Genomic DNA, 24,594 nt, shown 5'->3' on the forward strand with positions numbered 1-24,594 from the left:
TGATATGATAACAAGAGATTTATGCCTGGCATGTGCGCTTGCTTTAACAAGCGGCGTGTGCAATGCACAAACACCGTTTACCAGCGGTTTTAAAAAGCATACCCTTACCACTGAGTTTAAAACTGAAGGCGTAACAGTAGCCGACGTTAACAAAGACGGTAAAATTGATATCATAGCGGGGCCTGAATGGTTTGAGGCACCAAATTGGACCAAGCATACCATTTACGAATCAAAAGTTTATGATCCGGGAAAGGAGTATGCCACATCCTTTTTAAACCTTAGCCTGGACGTAAATTTTGACGGCTGGGAGGATTTAGTAGTCATAGATTTTCCGGGTAAACCCGGCATATGGTATGAAAACCCTAAAAACAAACCCGCTTTATGGACAAAGCATGTTTTTTTGCCGGAGGTAAGTATAGGCAACGAGTCGCCTGCATTTGTAGATGTTGACAATGATGGAAGGCTTGATATACTTTGTGCCGATTCAAAAGCAAAAAAAGTAATTTGGATACAGGCGCCGGTTAAGAAGGGTGATACTACCTGGAAATCTTACGTAATAAGTAATGAAGACCCGGACAATTCGTTTATTTTCACCCATGGCATTGGTTACGGAGATATAAATGGTGACGGCCGCCGCGATGTATTTACCCGCCGTGGCTGGTGGGAAGGCCCGGCTAACCCAAAACAAAATACAGCTTGGGTTTACCATGCCACCGACATTGGCGAAGATTGCGCGCACATGCATGCCTTTGACGTTAATGGCGACGGCCTTGCAGACATCATAAGTTCGTCAGCCCATAAAATAGGGATTTGGTGGCACCAACAGATTAAAGATGCGCAAGGTAACATCAGCTTTAAACGCAACCTTATAAGCAATGCTTTTTCGCAATCGCACTCCATGACGTTTGAAGATATCAATAAGGATGGCTATAAAGATTTGGTGGTGGGCAAGCGTTTTTTTGCCCATAACGATACTAATTATGATCCGGGCGCTCATGATCCGGCCGTGCTGTATTGGTTTGAGTATACGCCTAAAGCGCCATACTTTATCCCTCACAAGGTAGACGATAACTCAGGGGCGGGCCTCAATACAATCGCAAAGGATATTAATAAGGATAAAAAAGTGGATATAATAATTGCCAATAAAAAGGGCGTTTACTATTTTGAGAACCAAATGGGCAAGAAAAAGAAAAAATAATGCAACTTTAAAAAGTTATTCATCACTTATTACCAATTAACCCTAATGAAATTATGAGCGCTGTTAAAACCAATGCGAAAGAAGAGCCTAATAAATTGCTGTTCTGGGCTTGCTTTGTAGCTATTGTTACTACCTCTTTTGGCTTTATTTTACGAGCCATGACACTGCCTCAATGGAGCGCGGACTTTAACCTTACAAACACACAAACCGGTGAAATTGCCGGCGTGGGCTTATGGCCGTTTGCCATTAGCATTGTGTTGTTTAGTTTAATAATTGATAAAGTGGGGTACAAAAACTCCATGATATTCGCGTTTATCTGCCACGTTTTGTCGGCGGTGGTTACCTGGTTTGCTGATGGTTATACCATGTTGTACATAGGAACATTTATTATGGCGTTGGGTAATGGTACCGTTGAAGCGGTTACCAACCCGGCAGTGGCCAGTATGTTTCCGCGGGAAAAAACCAAATGGCTTAACTTTTTGCATGCCGGCTGGCCTACCGGTTTAATATTGGGCGGTGTAATGGCCCTTTTAATGGGACCCGAAACCAACTGGAAAATAAAAATACTACTGGTATTGCTGCCGGCGGTACTGTATGGAATTTTAATGCTTGGCCGCAAGTTTCCTGTTAATGAACGTGTAAGGGCAGGTGTATCTTACCTTGAAATGCTTAAAGAAGTTGGTATAGGCGGCGCACTGATTATAGTGGGTTTGATCATATTTCAAATAGGCTCTGTTTTTGGATGGACAACTACCGTTAACGTTGTGGTTACCTTAGTTATAGTAGCCCTGTTCGGCGCATATGTACGTAGCTTTGGCCAGCCGCTGTTTATTATTATGTTGCTTATTATGCTACCACTAGCGGTTACAGAACTGGGTACAGATAGCTGGGTATCTGACCTGATGGCCCCCGCTATGGAAAAAATCGGTTTGCAAGGCGGATGGATACTTATTTATACATCTGCGATAATGGTTATACTTCGTTTTAGCGCGGGCAGCATTGTTCACAGGATATCGCCTTTAGGGTTGCTTGCGGTTTGTTCAAGTATTGCAGCTGTTGGTTTGTACTTCCTGTCTACAGCAGATGGTATTATGATTTTGGTTGCCGCTACTATATTCGGCTTAGGGAAAAGCTTCTTTTGGCCAACGATGCTGGGTGTTGTTGCTGAACGTTTACCAAAAGGCGGCGCCTTAACCTTAAACATTACTGGTGGTGTGGGTATGATTGGTGCCGGTGTTATCGGAACGGTAATACTTGGTTTTGTGCAGGATAAATCAATAGATAACAACCTGCGCGCTTATGACCAAAAAAACAACAGCGCGTTGCACAGCACTTACGTTACCGAATCTAAATCAAGTATGTTCGGTGATTACCAGGCTATCAACGCTGAAAAACTTGCGGGTGCGCCCGAAAATGATAAAGCCCAGGTAAATACAGTACAGGCGGAAGCGAAAAAAGGAGCCCTTAAAACAGTGGCGTTATTCCCTATAGGCATGCTCGTTTGCTATTTGCTGCTGATAATGTATTTTAAATCAAAAGGGGGATATAAAGCTGTGTCGTTAGACGACGGACCTGAAAACGAAGTGCCTACACGCGGCCCTACGCCTGCATAATAAACGCATTAAATCGTCCTTCCGGTGTGCGCGTACACCGGAAGGACTTTAGATATTATAACAAGAACTATAAATTATCATGAGCCAAAAAAAAATCAACATTGCTATTGTTGGATTAGGTTTTGGGGCGGAGTTTATCCCCATCTATCAAAAACATCCAAATGCCAATATGTATGCCATTTGTCAGCGTAACCAGGAAAAGCTGAATGAAATAGGTGATGCTTTTGGAATAGAAAAAAGATATACGGATTATGACGAATTGCTGAAGGACCCGAATGTTGACGCGGTACACATTAATACGCCTATTCAAAGCCATGCTGTGCAATCGATTGCTGCGTTGCGAGCCGGTAAGCATGTTGCTTGCACCGTGCCTATGGCCACTACGGTTGACGAGTGCCGGCAAATAGTAGAAGCCGTAAACGAATCCGGTAAAACCTATATGATGATGGAAACCGTAGTATATAGCCGCGAGTTCCTGTTTATAAAGGAATTGTATGAGAAGGGCGAGCTTGGCAAAATCCAGTTTTTACGCGGCTCGCATCAGCAGGAAATGGCAGGTTGGCCAGGTTATTGGGAGGGACTGCCGCCTATGTATTATGCTACCCATTGTGTAAGCCCGGTACTTGCGTTGCCCAAAGCCGAGGCTGAATATGTATCATGTTTCGGATCAGGGCGCATTGACGAAAACCTGATACCTAAATATGGTTCACCGTTTGCGATAGAAAGCTGTCATATTAAACTAAAAGATTCAGACCTTTCGGCTGAAGTTACCCGCTCACTTTTCAACACGGCTCGGCAATACCGCGAAAGCTTTGATGTATATGGTTCTAAAAAGTCTTTTGAATGGACGCTGATAGAACACGAGGAAAGTGTAATACACACCGGGGAAACGCCCGAGCGGGTTAAGATACCTGACTACGCGCACTTGCTGCCTGAAGAGATACAAAGCTTCACTACCCAGGGCGTGTACGGCGACGAAGGTGAAACCCACTTGTCATTTATACAGGGCTCTGGTCATGGAGGGTCGCACCCCCACCTGGTTAACGAATTTGTGAGCGCCCTAGTTAATGAACGCCAGCCGTACCCTAATGCTGCACAGTCGGCAAATATTACATGCGTTGGTATTCTGGCGCATGATTCTGCAATGGAAGGCGGCGAAAAGAAGTATCTGCCCGACTTTACATTTAGCAAATAACGTATCATAGAAAGGAGGAGCTAATTCACGGTGCGGTGAAGTTCCTCCTCTTATTATTCTCACATTTACATTGGCATTAAATGCCAAATACTAGTCGGTTTAAATATTAAACGGCTAATATTGCCCACCTTCCTAATAATAAAACCCTTACAATCCTGTTATTCTATAAGTAATTTTACTGCTTATAGTTATCTCATGTAACCAATTAATGATAATTATAAACCTGCATTAAATAATGAACCGTAGAAATGTATTAGCATTATTAGCAGCACTTCCTGCAGTAAGTATCTTAGAAAAAGCTGAGGCCGCGCCTCTTAAAAAGAGCTTCAGGATAGTGCACATAACTGATACGCATGTGGAAGCCGAAAAAAATTCTGGCAAGCATATGCGCGCCTGTTTTGAAAAGATAATGGCTATGAAACACAAGCCCGATGTTATTTTTCATACAGGCGATGTGATTATGGATGCGCTCAATACAGATAAAGATAGTGTAGCAGCCCAATGGAAAACATGGCATACAGCATGCGCAGCATTGACCATACCTATAAGGTATGCTATAGGCAACCACGATGTTTGGAGCTTAAAAAATAAGGGCACTGCACCGCTGTATGAAAAGAAATGGGCGGTGGAAGAGTTGAAGTTACCTAATCGTTATTACAGTTTTGAGCAGGGCGGCTGGCATTTTATAGTGCTGGACAGCACAGTGCCGGTTAATGAAACCACATATACCGCTCATTTGGATGACGAGCAATTTACTTGGCTAAGTGCCGAATTAAAAAGCATTGCAGCAAATAAACCTGTTATGGTGCTTTCGCATATTCCTATATTTTCGTCCTGTATTATTGACTGGTCGAAGGTTGATGCGGGTGAGTGGAAAGTGTCGGGCGCGTTAATGCACACTGATTCAAAAAAACTGCGTGACCTTTTTGCTCAATATCCCAATGTTAAAACGTGTATTAGCGGGCACTTGCATTTGCTGGATACAGTAATTTATGACGGTGTTACTTATTGCGGCACCGGAGCCGTTAGCGCCTACTGGTGGATGAACAATAAATTTCAGCGCACCAATGCCGGCTATGCGGTGATGGATTTATATGCCGATGGCACGTTTAGCCGTTACTATGAAGATTTTAAATGGTAGATATATTATGATAAAGAAGATAGGATTGTTTGCTTTAGGGCTTGCCGGTTTTTTTCAGCACGCAAAAGCTCAGCGTTACCTGGCCAGCACATTTACCCTGGTTGACTCAGTAGTCAATATTCAGTACGGCAGCGCGCCGGATTATAAGAACAAAAAGCAAAACCTGCTTCTGGATTTTTACGAACCGAGAGATGATAAGGCCGCTAAACGTCCGCTGGTAATTTACGTACATGGAGGCGGATTTACTGAAGGCACACGCAAGTGGCCATCCGTTAAAATTATGTGCGAAAAGATGGCTCAACGCGGCTATGCCGTGGCTAGTATTGATTACCGTTTAGATCCAACCTTTAAAGGCTTTTACTCAAACACCGACAGGCGTGCCATAGCTGATGCAATGCACGATTTAAAAGCCGCTATCCGCTTTTTTAAAGCCAACCAAGCCAAGTACCGTATTGACACAGTCAATATTATAACTGGTGGCGAATCTGCTGGGGCTATCACCGCAATGGCGGCAGCCTATAATGACAAGCCGCACGAGTTAAAAAATTTGCCTAAGGCTAATCCGTACAATACCGAAGGCGCCAGCGGCAATCCGGGCTTTTCTACGCGCCCCAAGGGCGTATTGTGCCTTTGCGGCACCGGCGATACATCGGCCATTGAGAAACCTACAGATCCGCCGTTATTGATTGTACATAATACAATTGATCCGTTTGTACCGTTTGAGCTGGCGGACATGGTAATAAAACGTGCAAAAAACATTGGTATTAACCATCAGGTAATTATTTATAAAGGCAAATCACATTGCCCGTGGTATTATGGCCTGCCTAACTGGCAAAAGTATATGGATAGCACAGTAAATCACATGTCGCGGTTTATATATGACAAGGTGCTGGATTTTGGTGAAAAGAATGCCTTTAAGAAAATCAGTGCGATACCCGAAAAGTATCATGAGCTGCCGTTTAGCGCGGTTAAGCCCGGCGGTTGGCTTAAAGCCCAGATACAGGACAATCTTAATGGATACACCGGGCACCTTGATTCACTTGTACCCGATCTGGCCATTAAGGATGATATTTATGGGAGGGACCGCCTCACTAAGAAGGTTAAAAGCAAGGATGTTGGTGCCCAAGGCGGCGGTGGTGGTGGCAACGAGGAGGATACCAGCTGGCAGGTGCAATTTTTATGGTGGAATAGTGAAACACAGAGTAACTGGCGCGACGGTTACATACGCAGTGCCATCCTGGCTAATGATAAAGAACACTTATCACGTATAGCTAAATATGTAAAGCGCATATTATCCACTCAGGATGCCGATGGGTACTTGGGCATTTATGATAAAGAGTTACGCTACAAGTTTGATCAGGAAAATGGCGAATTATGGGCAAAGGCAACCCTGTTACGCGGTTTGCTGGCGTGGTATGATTATACTAAAGACAAAACCGTATTAAATGCGGTAATTAAGGCAGTAGACAATGTGATGATCAACTGGCCTATAAACAAATCGCAGCCGTTTTTGGCTATGAAACCAGACGTCTCCGGCCTTTCGCATGGATTAACATTTACAGACGTGCTGGAGTCGGTTTACCGCCTCACCGGGAACCAGAAGTATAACGATTACCTGGTTTTTTTATACAAAGACTTTTCAGCACAAGCTATCAATGAAGACGCTCAGTATAAAAAATTGCGGGATACCTCCTTTTTACTGAAGGGGCACGGGGTGCATACCTATGAGCACTTACGTACGGTTGCGGCGGCTTACTATCTCTCAGGAAATCCTGAACTCAAGATAGCGCTTAAAAACTTTTTAGATAAGATAGAACTAGCCACAACTGCCTCAGGCGGCCCTGTCAGCGATGAATGGGTAGGCAATCGTGCTGACGCGACAAATCGTGGATATGAATATTGCTCGTTGCATGAGTTATTACATAGCTATGCAAGTTTATCAAGTAAATCGGGCAGTAGCGAATACGGCAGTAAAATAGAAAAGTTGTTTTTTAATGCAGCACAGGGTGCCCGTCATCCTAACGAAAGCTGTATAGCCTATCTGAAGACAGACAATAGTTATGCTATGGAAGGGTGGCGTAACTTGGATTCGGCAGATAAACACCAGGTGCGTTACAAATACTCACCTGTTCACCAGGACGCGGCCGTGTGTTGTGTTCCTAACGCCGGGCGTATTGCTCCATATTATGTTCAAAATATGTGGTTAAAAGGGGGCAATAGCCTGGTAGCATCATTGCTGGGACCGAGTGAGGTAAATACAACCATAAATGGTAAGCCTGTAATTGTAAAACAAACAACAGAATATCCCTACACGAACAGCCTGACATTTGAAGTATCAGCAACCAATAATAAGTTTGATCTGAAAATACGTAAACCTGAATGGGCAGATAAGTTTACGGTAAGTGAAAAATACCGTGAAGAAGATGGTTTCATCGTCATTTCAAAAAATTGGAACGGCAGGCAAAAGATCAAAATTGACTTTATGCCTGAAGTAAAAATTAACCGCGATGTGAATAATGAAGTTTATTTTACGTACGGCGCACTGGTATTAGCTAACCCGATTGCAGCTAACGAAGCGAAAGGCAAGTCGTTTCCGTTGCCCGGATATTACGATTACCGCTACACACCTCAAGAGTTAACAGTTTATCAATATGCCGGCAATAAAGTGACAAAGCAAGCAGGCAAAAATGAATTTACGACGGAGCTATATGACGCAGCCAGCGGGCAAACAAAAACCGTTATGCTACAACCCATTAGTAACACAATTTTAAGGCAGGTGACGTTCAAACAAAAATAAACCGGTAAACTTATACCCGGGTTACATTAGTAATTTGGTGATTTTATCGTTTTATTTGTTTAGAATTTAAGTGTGTGTATGCGTGTACTAGTTTCCGTTATTTTGTTCATGATAGCCAATTCTGCCTTCTCACAACAGGGCAGGGATGAACTATTCTTGCAACTGGATACCGAGATTGGTAAAAAGGCAGAGTACGATTCGCGTAAGGAACAAAAAATACAGCGGCTCAAAAATTCCCTAAAAAGTTCATCAGGCGATTTAAAGCGCAGTTTTAAGTTCTGCAGCGCTTTGTATGAAGAATATAAATCATACCAATATGACTCTGCTTATGTATATGCCTTAAAGCTTTCAGATATAAGTTACAAACTTAAAGACATCGGCAAAGAGTACTATAGTAAGGTAAACATCGGTTTTATATTGCTTTCATCGGGTATGTTTAAAGAAGCTTTTGACAACCTTGAAGGAATTGATGCCCGTATGCTGCATGATAGTGTAAAGTACGAGTACTACCGCCTGATGATGCGTGCTAATTTTGACCTGGCCAACTATGATAATGATAATCAATACGCCCCCCGGTACAAAGCTCAGGCTAACAAGTATATCGATTCGGCTATTGCGATGAGCGAGCCCGGCACTTACAATAACTTATATCTTACAGGCTATAAAAAGCTTAAAAATGATAACCTGGCAGCGGCCGAAGCTGATTTTTTAAACCTGCTAAACACTTCACAACTTACTGATCACCAGCATGCTATAGTGGCTTCTACCCTGGGTAATATTTATCTCGAAAAAAAGCAACGGGAAAAGGGTATTGAGTTACTAACAAAAGCTGTGATAAGCGATATACGCTCGTCAACAAAAGAAACCTTGGCTATCTACTGGCTCGCGGAGATACTCTATAAAACCGGGGATATTAAAAACGCTTATAAGTATATCCAGGAAGCCATGGCTGATGCCGATTTTTATAATGCGAGGCAACGAAGGGTACAAATAAGCTCGATATTGCCTATGGTGGCCGCCGAGAAACTGAACTACACTGAAAAGGAAAAGACGCGGTTTATGATTTACCTGGCATCATTGACCTTACTTGTTGTACTGGTTATAGTAATATCAATAAAGTTAGCCGGGCAGATTAAAATGCTTAAAGCCAAGGAGGCCATAATTGAGGAGACCAATGCCGAACTTGAAGTGATAAATAACCGGCTTGTAGAAGATACACATATTAAAGAGGAGTACATAGGCTATTTTTTTAACGTAATATCAGGCTATATACTCAAGCTCGAAAAGTTAAAGCGTTCCATTGATACTAAGTTATCGCAAAAACGATATGACCATATTCAGCTTATAATTGATAATATACAAATCAAAAAAGAGCGTGACGCACTGTTCCACACATTTGATCACGTATTTATAAAGATATTCCCCAATTTTATAACTTCATTTAACAGCCTCTTTAAAAAGGAGGACCAGATATGGCCCAAAAACGATGAAGTACTTACTACGGACTTGCGCATATTTGCACTCATTCGGCTGGGTGTGACTGATACCGATACCATTTCCAAAATATTAGAGTACTCGGAGAAAACCATTTACGTTTATAAAATGCGACTTAAAGCAAAGTCGGTTTTACCTCCGGATGAGTTCGATAAGGCAATCATGGATATCAAGGCGGTAGAAGCTGTTAAAAAAGCAAAAATCGTTACAACGTGAGCTGAAACAGCTGTTTTCGACTGCTGTTTCATTAAATAATGACATAAAAGCAGCGAAATCATTTAAATTTTTCTTGTATTTTTTTAAATTAAAAACTTGATTATCAGATCTTTAGTTTTAAAATATATGATATTTTCTTAAATTTTTGCTAAAAAAATAGCTAAACCTTTTCTCCCTGACGAGATTTGTCTAGTCAATAAAATATCGGCAGCAAATATTAAATCAAAAAAGCGTGCCGGATGTTTTTAAGATGTTATAAACCGAACATACCAGTACTATTTCTTTTGCCCAATTGTATGTATAAAACCTGTACTAAAACACTTGTGTTCCCTTTACTTGCGCTTTTTTTGAGCTGTCAGGCATTTTTTGCAGGAGCGGTGACAATAAGCCGGGTGGAACCGTCATCGTGGTGGGTGGGTATGAAAAATAAAACGTTACAGGTAATGGTTTATGGTCCCAACATAGCAAAGTCGGTACCAACCTGTAAATATCCCGGAGTTACTTTAAAGGAAGTAGCCCGTACCGATAACCCAAACTATCTTTTTATTTATGTGGAAATTGCTGCCAACACTAAACCAGGCACGGTGGCAATAAGGTTTACGCAAGGCAATCAATCGCAAACGTACAATTACCAGTTAAAAGCACGTACCGATAAGAGCGGTGCTCTTGGCTTTAACACGTCTGATGTGTTGTACCTTATCACCCCCGACCGCTTTGCTAACGGCAACCCCGCTAACGATAATTGGGATGGTGTAAATGTAGACAGGAGTAATCCTGACGCCAGGCATGGAGGCGATCTTTCAGGGGTATCAAAAAACCTTGACTTTATTAAAGATCTTGGTTTTACTACCGTATGGTTTAACCCTGTACAGGAAAACAAAATGCCAAGGGGATCATACCACGGCTATGCTATAACTGACTTTTATAAAATAGACCCTCGCTTTGGCAGTAACGAAGAATTTCGTGACCTCACTAAAACTATGCATGCTAAAGGTTTAAAGGTTGTGATGGATATGATTTTCAATCACTGCGGCCTTGCTCATCCTTGGATGACGGATAAGCCGGCTAAAGATTGGATAAATAACCCGGATATTTATGTACAGACCAACCATGCCAAACTTACGGCAATGGATCCTTATGCAGCAAAAAAGGAACGTGATATACTGCTCGACGGCTGGTTTGTGCCCGATATGCCCGACCTGAACCAGCGTAACCGGCACCTTGCCACCTACCTGATACAAAACAGCATTTGGTGGATAGAATATGCCCGGATTGACGGTATCAGGCAGGATACCCACCCTTATCCTGACTATGCTTTTATGGCTCGTTGGTGCAAAGAGGTAATGGTAGAATATCCCAACTTTAACATTGTAGGCGAGGTATGGTACGGTAAGCCAGGCGAGGTAGCATGGTGGCAGCACGGTTCGGCATTAAATAAAAATAACAGTTACCTAAAAACCGTTATGGATTTTCCGCTAACGTTTACTGCCGAGAAAGCGTTTGAAAAGACAGGCAACGAGCGTGGCAGCGAAGCATCAGGCATGTACCAGCTTTACGAAGTAATTGCACAGGACTTTTTGTATGAAAACCCCAATAACATCCTTACCTTTTTAGATAACCATGATACAGGTCGTTTCAACCGTAAGGACGACGACAATCTTGACCGATTTAAACAGGCATTTGCGTTTTTACTTACCACCCGCGGCATCCCCCAAATTTATTACGGCACCGAAATTTTAATGGTTGGCGCAAAGAGCGAAGGCGACGGACAAATACGCAAAGATTACCCGGGCGGCTGGGAAGGCGATAAAAGCAATGCTTTTACACCTGATGGTCGTACCGAAAAGCAAAACGAAGCTTTTAATTATTTAAGAAGATTATTGCAGTGGCGCAAAACCAATGAAGCAGTTACTACCGGTAAATTGATACACTATGCCCCGCACGAGTCAAACGTTTACGTGTATGCACGCGTAAAAGGAAATAAAACAGTGCTGGTGATGCTTAACGCCTCGGGTCGTGACCAGGCGCTGGATATGGATCGTTTCACGGACGTTACCGCAAATTTTACTGGTGGGCGCGATGTGATAACCGGAAAGCAAATAACGCCTGATCAAGGCAAGGTCACCGTGCCGGCCCGAGGCCAATATATACTTGAACTTAATTAAAAACCATAACAAATGATGAGAGATGTCGACAGGCTAAATGCCCATACCTGTAACAGTGGAGGCATTAAAATTAACCAATAAAACGAATGGAGAAAGTTTTACACACCCAAAATTTAAATTACATGAGAAAACATTATCTAAAACACTACATGCTGGTGTTTGCCATGCTGCTTATATCAGGTATAGCATTTGCGCAAGACGGCAGTATTACAGGTACTGTACTTGATACCAAGCGTGAAACCCTGCCCGGGGTATCTGTAACGCTTGATGGGACGACTACAGGTACTGCTACTGATGCAAACGGTGCATTCAGATTAAATAATATACCAGCTGGTACACATACGTTAACGGCGACCTACCTCGGATACACCACTCTACAAAAAACGGTAACAGTTGTAAGCGGCTCCATAGCTAATATTGAATTTCAATTAGAGGCACAATCACAATCACTTAATGAGGTTGTAGTAATTGGTTACGGTACCCAAACACGTAAGGATCTTACCGGATCAGTGGCTACTGTAAGTGCCAAGGATTTTCAGAAGGGTGTAATCACATCGCCTGAGCAATTGATTGCCGGTAAAGTAGCAGGCGTATCTGTTATTTCTAATGGAGGTGCACCAGGTTCAGGTAGCACTATCCGGGTTCGAGGCGGCGCATCTTTAAATGCTTCAAATAATCCGCTTATCGTTGTCGATGGGGTACCCCTTACTGATGCAGGTATTTCCGGGTCTCCTAATGCGTTGGGTCTAATAAATCCAAATGATATACAGGAGTTTTCTATACTCAAAGATGCATCAGCTACAGCTATTTACGGCTCACGTGCATCTAACGGCGTTATCTTAATAACTACAAAAAAAGGTCAGAGCGGTGCTCCGCAGATATCTTTTAATACGCAATTCTCTCTTTCAAAAATATCAAAAAAGGCAGACATATTTACCCCTGAGGAATTTCGTGAATTTGTAAATGCCAATGCAACTGACGTTGATAAAAATAAGCTAGGTACTGCCAATACCGATTGGCAGGATGTTATTTATCAAACTGCTTCTACAACTGACAATAATTTAAGCGTTTCGGGATCAGCCTTTAAAAACGCCTTACCATATCGTATATCGGCCGGTTACCTAAACCAGGAAGGTATACTAAAAACAGGGAAACTAGAGCGTACCAGTATCGCGATCAACCTCAATCCCAGCCTGATAGATAATCATTTAAAATTAAATTTAAATCTAAGGGGATCGCAAAGCAAAAGCAGATTTGCTGAGCAGGGGGCAATAGCAGGGGCAATAGCATTTGATCCTACGCAGCCGGTTTATTCTGGGAATACTAATTATGGCGGATATTTCGAATACCTTAGCCCAGATCCTGAGTCAGTAACTGGTTTGACAGGAGGACGAAACCCGCTTGGTTTACTTGAGCAAAAGGATGACCGGTCAACCGTTTATCGCAGTATTGGCAATCTACAAGTGGATTACAAATTCCATTTTCTGCCCGATTTGCATGCGAATGCTAATCTTGGTTACGATATTTCAAAAGGTTCGGGAAATAATTTCATACCTCCTACCGCTGCATCAAACTATAAATCATTTAGAAATGATGGTGTAGATCCTTATTACAGCGGCTACCAACGTGCATTTAAACAAACACAGTTAAATACAACACTTGAATTTTTCTTAAACTATTCTAAGGATATTAAGCCGCTAAACACCCGTTTAGAAGCGGTTGCTGGCTATGCGTTTTATGACTTTCAAATAACAGATTATAATTTCCCTGTTTACAGCACTGAAAGGGTAAATGGAGAATTTGTGGTAAATAAAAGTACAATACCCAATTTTCCATTTGATAAGCCTCGCAATACTCTTGAATCGTATTATGGTAGGTTAAATTTATCTATAGCGGATAAGTACGTAGTTACAGGTACTATTCGTCGTGATGGCTCATCAAGATTCAGCCCATCAACACGTTATGCCGTATTTCCGTCAGCTGCATTTGCCTGGAAAATCAAAGAAGAGTCGTTTTTGATAAATGTGGAAGCCCTATCAGACCTTAAAATCAGGGTGGGTTATGGGGTAACTGGCCAGCGTGAGGGTATTGGTAATTATGACTATATATCTTACTACAACTATAGCACAAATTTTGCACAGTACCAGTTAGGTGACGTTTTTTATCATCTATACCGTCCAGGCGCTTATGCTGCTAACCGCAAGTGGGAAGAAACGGCAATGACGAATGTAGCTATTGATTACGGGTTTTTAAATGGTCGTATTAATGGTAGTATTGAGTATTATTCTCGCAAAACAAAAGATTTACTTAACGCTATTACACAGCCGGCCCTAACCAATTTTGCTAATATATTTATTGTCAATATTGGAAAAATGGAAAATAAAGGTGTTGAATTTAATATTAATGCCGAAGCTGTTAAAACAAAGGATTTAAGCTGGAATCTCGGTTTCAACGCAACCTACAATCAGAATAAAATAACCAATCTTACTGTTTCAGATGATCCGTCTTATCCTGGAGTAGAATTTGGCTCTCCCTCAAGGGGAACCGGAAGTTTTATACAAATTCAATCTGTAGGCTCTCCACGTGGGTCGTTTTATGTTTTACAACAAGTATACGGAGCTAATGGTAAGCCGGTTGACGGCGCATTTGTAGACCAAAATGGCGACGGAATAATTAACAATAAAGATCAATACAGATATAAAGCATCCGATCCTAAGATGTATTTAGGTTTTAGCAGTAATATAAATTATAAAAAATGGAGTGCTGGTTTTGTAGCCCGGGCAAGTTTAGGTAATTATTTGTATAACGACTTTAAAGCCAATACAGGAATCCTTAATAACATATTTAATGCGGTTAATCCTTCGTTAAACAATGGCTTTAAAACAGGTATTGAAAGTGGCATTAAAGGAGACGGGGATAAATTCTTCCTCTCTGATTACTATGTTGAGAATGCATCTTTCCTTCGAATGGACAATGTTAATGTTGGCTACAATTTTGGCAAAATATTTAATAATACTGCTGATTTGCGGATTAGTGCCAACGTACAAAATGTATTTATTATCACAAAATATAGCGGGGTAGATCCGGAGATCCAAAGTGGCATCGACAGGAATTTTTATCCCCGTCCGCGGACTTTTGTGTTAGGACTAAATGTCAATTTTTAATTATCTATCATATATAAATAAGATAATATGAAAACGAATTCAATAAAAATATTTTTTATAACCGGGCTGTTTATAACAAGCCTTGTTTCTTGCAGCAAGAAGCTCGACCTATTACCAACGAATGAAACCACTGCTGAGCAAGTGTATTCGACCCCAGAGGGCTATAAGCTGGCAATGGCAAAAGTTTACGCTAGTTATGCAACTGTGGGAAATGGCGGGAACACCTCACCATATGACCGTCCAGACGTGCAAGGTATAGACGAGGGCACAACAGACTTTTTCAGGTTGTTTTGGTGTCTTCAGGAATTGCCTACAGAAGAAGCAGTGGTAGGTTGGCCAGACGCTGGTTTGCCTGACTTTCACAATATGTCATGGTCATCCAACAACCCTTTCATTAAAGGATTTTATTATCGCTCTTTGTACCAAATAACGGTTGCAAATGACTTTATAAGGCAAGCAGCTGATGATAAGATAAGTTCTAGAGGCATTTCGGGCGCTGATGCGGAACAAATACGTTTGTTTAGGGCAGAAGCACGGTTTTTAAGAGCATATCAGTACTGGGCGCTAATGGATTTGTTTGGCAGACCACCATTTGCCGACGAAACTTTTGTTGTTGGAGGCACGGAATTACCTAAGCAACTAAGCAGTTCTGAAACATTTGCTTATGTTGAAAGTGAACTAAAAGCGTTAGAAAGCCTTTTAGCAGACCCCCGCACAAATGAATACGGCCGTGCTGATAAAGCAGCAGCATGGGCATTATTAGCGCGTATGTATCTAAACGCAAAAACTTATACTGGTACAGAACGAAATACAGATGCTGCAACTTACGCTAAAAAGGTAATTGACGCAGGTTATACATTGTTGCCTAACTATCAAAACTTATTGTTGGCTGACAACAATATACACGCTAAAGATGAGTTTATTTTAACTATCAATTACGACGGCCAATTTACACAAGGCCCCGGTGGTACAACCTTTTTAACGCACGCGGCTGTTGCTTACCCAGGTGTAGCGCAATCGCCTATATATGGAGTTAGAGAAGGTTGGGGTGGCTTACGCACGACAAAAAATCTTGTACAGCTATTTCCCGGTAATGGTGATGATACTGATAAACGGGGTCAGTTTTATACCGAAGGACAAAACCTGGAAATTAACGATATTTCAATCTTTGCTGACGGATACGCTGTACAAAAATTCAGGAATGTTAGACTGGCAGGTGGTGCTGGTTCAAGCCTTGAGTTTGCCGATATCGATATGCCTATCTTCAGACTTGCCGAAATGCACTTGATTTATGCTGAAGCTGTTACTCGTGGTGGGTCTGGTGACGCATCATTGGCGCTAACCTATTTTAATGCATTACGTCAACGTGCCTATGGCAATAACTCAGGGAATGTAACGAGCCTGACTCTTGATCTATTATTGGAAGAACGCGGCCGCGAATTATACTGGGAAGGCTTTAGGCGTACCGATCTTATCCGTTTTGGAAAATTTACCGGCGATAATTATGTATGGCCTTGGAAAGGTGGTGTAAAAGCAGGCCGGGGCGTAAGCGATATTTATAAACTTTACCCTTTACCGGTAGCCGATGTTACTGCTAATAGTAATTTAACTCAAAATCCTGGTTATTAATAACAATGTATTATAACATGAAAAAGATATTAAACAATGTATTGGCAATCATCTGTATAGGATTGCTAACACTTTCATCGTGCAAAAAAGATGAAACCAGGGTGGTTGTTCCAGCCGATGCCACTGGTGGAAAGGTTGAGGCGTCTTCAACAACTCTAATGCCTGAGAAACTAACACAGGATTCGGACTTGGTTACTTTTAAATTTGAAAAAGCAGATTTCGGTTTTGCAGCTGCAACAACTAACACATTACAGTTTGCAGTAAAAGGTACTAACTTTTCGGCACCGAAAGAAGTAAACTTGGATCCATCGTTAGCATCCATCACTTACACGGGCATTGACTTCAACACCATTTTATTAGCCCTGGATCTGCCGTTTGACTCGGCGAGCGAAATAGAGGTGCGTCTTAAATCCGAGGTTACCTCAACAAAATTGGCTCCTGTTTACTCAAGTATTTTAGAGTTATCCGCGAAGCCATATCCGCTTATCAGTTGGGTTTATGTGCCTGGAAATTATCAAGGTTGGAATCCAGCTACCGCCGACAGTTTGATATCACCTACGGGCAACGGTGTTTACTCTGGCGTAGTTGGCTTCCCTCCGGATGCTAACAACAATTATGAATTTAAAGTGACTCCGGCTAAAAACTGGACGGTATCTTATGGCGACGAAGGCGATGGAAAATTTAGTACGGGTGGCGGTAATTTCAAAGCCCCTGGTCCTGGCCCATATACTATAGGGATAAATACAAACAATAATTCATATACTATCACACCATATTCGTGGGGAATAATTGGTTCAGCTACGCCTACCGGCTGGGATTCAGATACCGACATGGAGTATAATTTTGTTAGCAAAACCTTTAGTATCACAATTCCGCTAACTGCAGGTGAGATAAAATTTCGTTTAAATGATGATTGGGCTGTCAATCTTGGTGGAAGCGGCGGAGTGTTAAATCAAGGTGGCGCAAACATTGCAGTAACCGCAGGTACTTACAATGTAATAATAGATACTTTTAATAACACTTATACGCTCACCAAATTATAATATATTGGGCTGGGATGTGTACAATTTATGCAAATTAAGTTACCATAATACCCAATAAAGTCTAGGGTTTCCGAATATAGTAAGGGCAAACTATATGGTTACCAAACGTTGCAAGGCGCCCGTTTATCCTATTAAGGATATACGGGCGTGCAACGCAAATAACGAACGCTGTAGTGTTATAACATTATTAGGATGCGATATGAAAAATGTGTATAAGATAGTAGTGCTGTTTATATTGCTTGCCGGAACGGCGTGCAAAAAAAACGACGTAAAAAAGCCGCCGGTAACGCCACCCCCCGAGGATACTACTACCACTAATCCCGAAATTCCCAACAATGCAAAGGACGGCGTGACGTTTGTTGATAACGGTACCGCTGCCATATTTAACTTGTATGCACCAGGTAAAGTTTCAGTATCAGTTATAGGGGACTTTAACAACTGGAGTACAACGGCCACCCCAATGACGCGTACAACCGATGGTACGCGCTGGTGGGTAAAAATTACCGGACTTGATCCGAACACCGAATATGCTTACCAGTATTATATAAATGGCAGTTTGCGTGTAGCTGATCCTTATACCGAGAAAATACTTGATCCTGATAATGACAGGTATATCCCGGCCACGGTTTATCCGGGATTAAAGGCCTACCCCACCGGAAAAACAAGCGCTATTGTTAGCGTTATGCAGGCCAATCAGCCGGGCTATACCTGGAAGGTTAATAACTTTACCCGGCCGGCAAAAAAAGACCTGGTGGTATACGAGTTGCTGATTCGTGATTTTATAGCCGATCACAGTTATAAAACTCTTATTGATACTTTGGATTACATAAGCCGTTTAGGCGTGAATGCTATCGAACTTATGCCTGTTAGCGAGTTTGAAGGCAACGAGTCGTGGGGTTATAATAACTCATTCTTTTTTGCGCCGGATAAATATTATGGAACCAAAAATGATTTAAAAGCATTTATAGATGCCTGCCACCAACGCGGGATTGCCGTTATAATGGACATTGTGCTTAATCATGCCTTTGGTTCGTCGCCTATGGCACGCATGTATTGGGATAACAGCGCAAATAAACCATCTTCAACCAATCCCTGGTTTAATGTCGATGCGAAGCACCCCGCTAACGTTGGGTCAGATTTTAACCATGAGAGTGCTGCTACAAAATACTTTGCGAAAAATGTAATGACCCATTGGTTAAAGGAATATAAAATAGACGGTTATCGTTTTGATCTTTCAAAAGGGTTTACACAGAAATACAGTTCCCCGGAAGATTATAATAGCTGGGGGCAGTATGATGCTGGTAGGGTGGCTATATGGAAAGATTATTATGCACACCTTAAATCTATTGACCCTAACGCATATGTTATATTAGAACATTTTGGGGGTATGCAGGAAGAGAAAGAACTGGCCGACTTAGGTATGACGTTTTGGGCCAATATAAGCCATAATTTCCAGGAGGCTAATATGGGTTGGCTAAACGATTCAAACCTGCAGTGGATGCTTTATCCGTCGCACACCTTTACACGGTCCGACAATATGATAAGTTATGCGGAAAGTCATGACGAAGAGCGTATTCAATTTAAAACTAAAACATATGGTAACCAGGACGGCTACAACGTAAGAGTATTGGCTAACGCGCTAAAGCGCGGCGCCATGGATGCGGCCTTCCTGATGTCAGCCCCCGGTCCGAAAATGATTTGGCAATTTGGGGAGTTGGGCTACGATATAAGTATAGATCAAAACGGACGTACAGGTAACAAGCCCATACTTTGGAATTACCAGGGAGTGCCAGAACGTAGGGCGCTATATAATGCATACGCCAAATACATTAAGATGAAGTTGAAAAACCCGGTTTTTTCCACAACAGATTTTACAGGCAATTTGGGCGGTGCTGTTAAAACGCTTACGCTAAAGAGCCCGGATGTTGACGTTATAGTTGTAGGTAACTATGATGTAAAACCGCAATCAGCAACTGTAACCTTTACTAAAACCGGTTCATGGAGAGATTACGTTGACGGCAGCAACCGCAACATAACAACTACGCTTACCAATATAACGTTACAACCCGGCGAGTATCATATCTATAGTTCCGCGCCGTTACAATAATTTTTTAGGACGAATAAATAGTACAATTGGTTAAGCCTTCGCTGTCTATCGGCGAAGGCTTTCTTGCCTTTTCAGGCATTGCACCATCATTATCAACCGAAATTAAGTAGATCATTCTTATGATATATAGTTAACTTTACTTAAACTTGTTATTCCTAAACTCTCTGATTGGATGCGTAAAAGATGGTTATTTACATTTATTGGATTACTGTTTTTAGCGCTATATACAATGAGTAGCAACACGCATTTAATGATGGATCTGTTAGAAAAGCGCAGCAAAGTATCGTCTGCCTTTGGTGCCGACAGATCCAGATATGGTGATTTATACTATATGTGTTTTTTACCGCAATACAAATCCAGCAACCGCCTGTTAGAAAATATTAAACCCGATTCGGTTTTCGACAAGAAAAGGGAGATAAACCTGTACGCTATATGCAATAGCTACCTGTTATCTTTTATTCAAACACCCAAAGTGTTCGCGGGCGTAAAAAAATACTGGCAGGAACGGGCTTTAAATCCGCAAAGCCCGGTTTTAGACACCACTCAAAAAAACATATTACTTCTGCAGGTAACTGAACGGTCTGTAATGATGTTTTTATATGCCGATCGAATTATAAAAAACTTTAAACCACACGCGCCCCAAGGTCCGTCGGACACTTTGAAGTACATCAATAAATACGAAATACCGCCTTTTCCATTAAAGGAACAGATATTTAGCCCGCGATTAAATGAGGCACTTGAGTTTAACCTGTTTGATTACCGGTTTATCACCCCCGTAAAGGAGCTAAAGGCAACTATCAATCATAAATTTTTCGGACGAATTAGTCCCGGGGTCGTCATTTCGCCGGATAATAAATACTTATTTCTGTCAAGCACAGTGAAAAAGAGCGCCATATCAAGTTCCTTTTATCCTCTTAGCGATGCGCAGATTAACAAGTTGATAGCCTCATTTAACAAACTATATACGCACTATAAGGAAGTTGTTGGTTTTGACGAGGTGTATTTATCGATTATACCAAACCCTGTTACCATTGTTGCACCAGAGATGGATACATACAATAATTTGCTGCCGCGTATCCAGCAAAATCCCGACCTGAAGGTTCCAACTATTGATGTATATGAAAAATTTAAGCAAGCCCGGCAACCTATTTATCAGTATGCAGATACACACTGGAACAACCGGGGATTGAATTTGTGGCTTGAAGAGGTTAATAAAAAACTGATAAATAATTAATATATGGGGGCGGTAACCTTATTTTCCCGGTGATACAACGCTAATTAGGATGTTATTCAATTCACTGCAATTTTTCGTGTTTTTTATTTGTATCACGGCACTTTATTTTGCCTTAAAGCATAGGTACAGATGGATTTTGCTGCTGGCTGCCAGCTGCTATTTCTACATGGCTTTTATCCCTGTATACATCCTTATACTCGCAATGTTGATAGTGGTTGACTATGTAGCCGGGCTACTGATTGAAAATGCGAGGGAAAAGAGGAGGAAATGGATATTTATTACAAGTATAGTCGTTAATATAGCCATGCTGGCTATCTTCAAATACTTTATGTTCTTTAACAGTAATTTAACCGCATTCCTGCATATTTTCGGTCAGCATAACCCTATTCCGCTTATTAAGTTTATTTTACCGTTGGGCCTGTCATTTCATACCTTCCAGGCAATGAGCTATCTTATAGAGGTTTATAGGGGAGATCAAAAAGCCGAACGACATTTTGGCATTTATTCATTGTATGTTATGTTTTACCCGCAGTTGGTAGCCGGCCCAATAGAGCGGCCACAGAATTTGCTTCCCCAATTTAAGCAAGAGCATCACTTTGATGCCGGAAATTTAAAGAGCGGTTTATTGCAAATGGCGGTTGGCTTATTTAAAAAAGTGGTGATAGCCGACAGGTTAGCCATTGCTGTTGATTATGGTTTTGGTGATTATACCAACCAATCTGGCCTTAGTTTAACTATTGCGGCCCTGCTGTATTCGTTTCAGATATACTGTGATTTTTCAGGCTACTCTGATATAGCCATAGGTGCTGCGCGCTGTATGGGCTTTAAACTCATGACGAACTTTAATACACCATACCTGGCCCGTTCCGTTTCTGAATATTGGCGCCGGTGGCATATATCCCTTTCTACCTGGTTCAAAGATTACGTATATATTCCTTTAGGCGGCAGTCGTGTAACTATACCACGATTCTATTTAAACTTAATGATAGTGTTCCTGCTGAGCGGGTTATGGCACGGTGCGAGTTGGACATTTGTTGTATGGGGCGGTTTAAATGGAATTATTGTGATAATTGAACACTCGTTAGGGAAATTAAAACATAAAATGCGCTTACCGCAAGTACATAGCCGGGTTAAAGAAATTTTGAGTATAACTATAGCATTCTTACTGGTATCATTGGTACGTGTATTTTTCCGGGCTCCGGAGATAGGCCAGGCCGGCGAGATACTTAAAAGGATATTTACCATGTCGTTTAATGATGTCATTAACTTAAGCTTAAATAGTAATGAGTTATATTTCAGCTTGTTCTTAATTGTGGTGCTTGTGCTTTTTGAAACACGATGGCCAAAAATAACTGAGATGAAAACTACTAAGCTTGGCTACTACCTCCTTATGGCCGGTATACTGTTTTCATGCTACCTGTTCGGCGTATTTAATTACCGGCAATTCATTTATTTCCAGTTTTAGGGTTTCTCCGCACTTATAGCTATTGATTTTGCATTAAACTATCGTTTCGCGGGATATAAAATTACAATAGATGAAATCAATAACTTTGTATATTTACATTAGATAATATCTATATGACACTAACTCAACTTCAATATATTGTTGCTGTAGACACCTACCGGAGTTTTGTTACCGCTGCAGAAAAATGTTTTGTTACACAGCCTACGCTTAGTATGCAAATACAAAAATTGGAGGATGACCTGGGCGTTAAAATCTTCGATCGTAGCAGGCAGCCGGTAACACCAACTGAAATAGGTATTGAGATAGTAGCGCAGGCCCGCGTATCGCTTGCAGAAAGTGGAAAAGTGCGAGAAATTATTACGGACAGGCAAAAAGATTTAGCCGGCGAATTAAAAATTGGCATTATACCTACAGTGGCTCCCTACATACTTCCTAAAATATTAACCGGTTTTATAGAAAAGTATCCGCAGGTTAAATTGATTGTGTGGGAGCAAACTACTGAGCAAATTGTTCAGCAGCTCAAACTCGGCATGCTGGATTGCGGAATACTTTCCACTCCTTTACATGAGCATAACCTGACAGAAATACCCGTTTTTTATGAAAATTTTGTGGCATACATATCTAAAGGAAGTAAACTATTTAAAAAAAAGCATATTGTACCTGACGACATTGACATAGAGGAGATTTGGGTGCTCAATGAAGGTCATTGTATGCGTGAGCAGGTACTCAACATTTGCCAGCGCAGGAAAACCGCTAAGGGGTTTAAGCACTTTGAATACAATACCGGCAGCGTAGAAACCTTGAAACGCATGGTAGATCAAAATAGTGGCGCAACAATATTGCCTGAGCTGGCCCTTACCGATATGAGTGACAAACAGCTGGACCGGGTACGTTACTTCAAATCGCCTGAACCGGCACGCGAAATCAGTTTGGTTATACAGCGTAACTTTGTAAAACGCCGCATGATTGAAGCGCTGAAGAACGAGATACTTGATTTTATACCCAAACGGTTACGTACCAGGAAAAAGAAGGAGATAATGGAGTTTTAGTAATTAAGGTTAGTAACTGGAGAATATTTTTGATAGGTATATATCAATCAACTTATACCTTATCTCTGATCAAGTAATAACAATTTCTATATCAGTGACCGCGTACCCTGTACACGTAAGTATCCAGCCTTTGGCAATATCTTCATCAGTAAGTACATCATTGCGTGCCATTTCAACCTTTCCGCCTTTGCAGGTTGCAGCGCAGGCCGAGCACACCCCCGCACGGCAGCTGTAAGGCAGTGGAATGTTATTTTGCAGTGCCGCCTGCAGTATTGACTGATTTTCGCCGGCTATAATGTGGTGACGTTCACCGTTAAAAGTGATGTCTATCTTTTTCGGCGGATAGTTTAAACCCGGGGATGCGACCGGTACAGTATCCAGCACAAAATTTTCTTTGCGTATGCGCGCCGGTTCAATGCCCATGTATAACAGCGTTAGCCTAACCATGCGCATATACTCAAACGGGCCGCAAAGATAAAAGTCAGCTTTTAATAAACCATTTGGTGTATGTCGCCGTATCAACTGCTCGGCCATGTAATTATTGAGCCGTTTTGCCTCGCTGCTTAATAAGTGAATAACCCTTAATCTATCAGGGTGGTCGCTTTCAAGTTTTGCAAGTGCATCTTTAAAAATAATCGACGAAGGATCAAGGCTACTGTAAATGAGCGTGATATTGCTTTCGCCGGCAACCCTAACAACATTTTTGAGTTGTGAAAAGACAGGGGTTATACCGCTTCCGGCAGCAAAAATGATAACGTCCTTTTTTTCCTCGGGATTGGCAAGCACAAATCTGCCTGCAGGCTCAACGGCCTCCAGTATATCGCCGGGTTTTACTTTAGTGAAAAGGAAGCGTGATATTTCGCCGTTAGTAATGCGCTTTACAGTGATAGAGAGGAACTTCTCATGAGGCGATGAACTTAATGAATATGACCGCCGTATTTCATCGCCATGATGGGTGAACACCAGCGTGATAAACTGCCCAGCCTGGTACCCTATTTTTTTACCCGATAATTCCTTTAAAAAAAAGGTACGGGTATCCGCCGTTTCCTGCTGTATACGCTCTACCCTTAATTTCAGCATAAAA

15 protein-coding genes are annotated in these 24,594 nt (G+C 41.7%); 14 read left to right on the forward strand and 1 reads right to left on the reverse strand.

Going from position 1 to position 24,594, the window contains the following annotated elements; all coding sequences use genetic code 11:
• Nucleotides 1-4 precede the first annotated feature (4 nt).
• The 14 genes from DJ568_RS09815 to DJ568_RS09880 all read left to right on the forward strand — a co-directional run bounded on the left by DJ568_RS09815 (nucleotide 5) and on the right by DJ568_RS09880 (nucleotide 23,510).
• Nucleotides 5-1,198, forward strand: coding sequence for an FG-GAP repeat domain-containing protein (locus DJ568_RS09815; protein ID WP_114005097.1), 1,194 nt, complete (start codon nucleotides 5-7; stop codon nucleotides 1,196-1,198).
• Nucleotides 1,199-1,251: 53 nt separating this feature from the next.
• The gene (locus tag DJ568_RS09820; RefSeq protein WP_114005098.1) at nucleotides 1,252-2,811 is read left to right on the forward strand and encodes an MFS transporter; all 1,560 of its coding nucleotides are present in this window, start codon (nucleotides 1,252-1,254) and stop codon (nucleotides 2,809-2,811) included.
• A 79-nt stretch (nucleotides 2,812-2,890) separates the two neighbouring features.
• On the forward strand, nucleotides 2,891-4,006 hold the full coding sequence (locus DJ568_RS09825) for a Gfo/Idh/MocA family protein (protein WP_114005099.1): 1,116 nt from the start codon (nucleotides 2,891-2,893) through the stop codon (nucleotides 4,004-4,006).
• Between the two features lie 235 nt (nucleotides 4,007-4,241).
• A complete protein-coding gene (locus DJ568_RS09830; RefSeq protein ID WP_114005100.1) occupies nucleotides 4,242-5,147 on the forward strand; it encodes a metallophosphoesterase family protein in 906 nt (301 codons plus the stop codon).
• A complete protein-coding gene (locus DJ568_RS09835; RefSeq protein WP_158534914.1) occupies nucleotides 5,128-7,944 on the forward strand; it encodes a beta-L-arabinofuranosidase domain-containing protein in 2,817 nt (938 codons plus the stop codon). The genes DJ568_RS09830 and DJ568_RS09835 overlap by 20 nt, the downstream gene beginning before the upstream one ends.
• 78 nt (nucleotides 7,945-8,022) lie before the next feature.
• A complete protein-coding gene (locus tag DJ568_RS09840; protein WP_147238742.1) occupies nucleotides 8,023-9,654 on the forward strand; it encodes a DUF6377 domain-containing protein in 1,632 nt (543 codons plus the stop codon).
• A 323-nt stretch (nucleotides 9,655-9,977) separates the two neighbouring features.
• On the forward strand, nucleotides 9,978-11,819 hold the full coding sequence (locus DJ568_RS09845; protein ID WP_199560950.1) for a glycoside hydrolase family 13 protein: 1,842 nt from the start codon (nucleotides 9,978-9,980) through the stop codon (nucleotides 11,817-11,819).
• A 122-nt stretch (nucleotides 11,820-11,941) separates the two neighbouring features.
• On the forward strand, nucleotides 11,942-14,983 hold the full coding sequence (locus tag DJ568_RS09850) for a SusC/RagA family TonB-linked outer membrane protein (protein WP_114005104.1): 3,042 nt from the start codon (nucleotides 11,942-11,944) through the stop codon (nucleotides 14,981-14,983).
• A gap of 27 nt (nucleotides 14,984-15,010) precedes the next feature.
• A complete protein-coding gene (locus DJ568_RS09855) occupies nucleotides 15,011-16,612 on the forward strand; it encodes a RagB/SusD family nutrient uptake outer membrane protein (protein WP_114005105.1) in 1,602 nt (533 codons plus the stop codon).
• A gap of 17 nt (nucleotides 16,613-16,629) precedes the next feature.
• Entirely contained in the window at nucleotides 16,630-17,655 is a 1,026-nt protein-coding gene (locus DJ568_RS09860) for a SusE domain-containing protein (protein WP_158534915.1), read from the forward strand.
• 199 nt (nucleotides 17,656-17,854) lie between these two features.
• Nucleotides 17,855-19,762: an alpha-amylase family glycosyl hydrolase gene (locus DJ568_RS09865; RefSeq protein WP_114005382.1), complete on the forward strand. Its 1,908-nt coding sequence runs from the start codon at nucleotides 17,855-17,857 to the stop codon at nucleotides 19,760-19,762.
• Between the two features lie 229 nt (nucleotides 19,763-19,991).
• Entirely contained in the window at nucleotides 19,992-20,996 is a 1,005-nt protein-coding gene (locus DJ568_RS09870; RefSeq protein WP_147238743.1) for a hypothetical protein, read from the forward strand.
• A gap of 166 nt (nucleotides 20,997-21,162) precedes the next feature.
• On the forward strand, nucleotides 21,163-22,461 hold the full coding sequence (locus DJ568_RS09875; protein WP_233496671.1) for an MBOAT family O-acyltransferase: 1,299 nt from the start codon (nucleotides 21,163-21,165) through the stop codon (nucleotides 22,459-22,461).
• A 113-nt stretch (nucleotides 22,462-22,574) separates the two neighbouring features.
• On the forward strand, nucleotides 22,575-23,510 hold the full coding sequence (locus DJ568_RS09880) for a hydrogen peroxide-inducible genes activator (protein WP_114005109.1): 936 nt from the start codon (nucleotides 22,575-22,577) through the stop codon (nucleotides 23,508-23,510).
• A 69-nt stretch (nucleotides 23,511-23,579) separates the two neighbouring features.
• Here DJ568_RS09880 and DJ568_RS09885 read toward each other — a convergent pair whose 3' ends face one another.
• A complete protein-coding gene (locus DJ568_RS09885) occupies nucleotides 23,580-24,590 on the reverse strand; it encodes a ferredoxin--NADP reductase (RefSeq protein WP_114005110.1) in 1,011 nt (336 codons plus the stop codon).
• Between the last annotated feature and the right edge of the window lie 4 nt (nucleotides 24,591-24,594).

It is taken from the genome of Mucilaginibacter hurinus (assembly GCF_003324525.1).
Classification (GTDB): Bacteria; Bacteroidota; Bacteroidia; order Sphingobacteriales; family Sphingobacteriaceae; genus Mucilaginibacter; species Mucilaginibacter hurinus.

What these genes read in the sequence shown, in the direction of transcription:
- DJ568_RS09830 (WP_114005100.1), top strand. Translation starts at nt 4,242, where the DNA reads ATGAACCGTAGAAATGTATTAGCATTATTAGCAGCACTTCCTGCAGTA.
- DJ568_RS09885 (WP_114005110.1), bottom strand. Translation starts at nt 24,590, where the DNA reads ATGCTGAAATTAAGGGTAGAGCGTATACAGCAGGAAACGGCGGATACC.
- DJ568_RS09880 (WP_114005109.1), top strand. Translation starts at nt 22,575, where the DNA reads ATGACACTAACTCAACTTCAATATATTGTTGCTGTAGACACCTACCGG.
- DJ568_RS09850 (WP_114005104.1), top strand. Translation starts at nt 11,942, where the DNA reads ATGAGAAAACATTATCTAAAACACTACATGCTGGTGTTTGCCATGCTG.
- DJ568_RS09835 (WP_158534914.1), top strand. Translation starts at nt 5,128, where the DNA reads ATGAAGATTTTAAATGGTAGATATATTATGATAAAGAAGATAGGATTG.
- DJ568_RS09840 (WP_147238742.1), top strand. Translation starts at nt 8,023, where the DNA reads ATGCGTGTACTAGTTTCCGTTATTTTGTTCATGATAGCCAATTCTGCC.
- DJ568_RS09855 (WP_114005105.1), top strand. Translation starts at nt 15,011, where the DNA reads ATGAAAACGAATTCAATAAAAATATTTTTTATAACCGGGCTGTTTATA.
- DJ568_RS09815 (WP_114005097.1), top strand. Translation starts at nt 5, where the DNA reads ATGATAACAAGAGATTTATGCCTGGCATGTGCGCTTGCTTTAACAAGC.
- DJ568_RS09820 (WP_114005098.1), top strand. Translation starts at nt 1,252, where the DNA reads ATGAGCGCTGTTAAAACCAATGCGAAAGAAGAGCCTAATAAATTGCTG.
- DJ568_RS09870 (WP_147238743.1), top strand. Translation starts at nt 19,992, where the DNA reads ATGAGTAGCAACACGCATTTAATGATGGATCTGTTAGAAAAGCGCAGC.
- DJ568_RS09825 (WP_114005099.1), top strand. Translation starts at nt 2,891, where the DNA reads ATGAGCCAAAAAAAAATCAACATTGCTATTGTTGGATTAGGTTTTGGG.
- DJ568_RS09860 (WP_158534915.1), top strand. Translation starts at nt 16,630, where the DNA reads ATGAAAAAGATATTAAACAATGTATTGGCAATCATCTGTATAGGATTG.
- DJ568_RS09875 (WP_233496671.1), top strand. Translation starts at nt 21,163, where the DNA reads ATGGCTTTTATCCCTGTATACATCCTTATACTCGCAATGTTGATAGTG.
- DJ568_RS09865 (WP_114005382.1), top strand. Translation starts at nt 17,855, where the DNA reads ATGAAAAATGTGTATAAGATAGTAGTGCTGTTTATATTGCTTGCCGGA.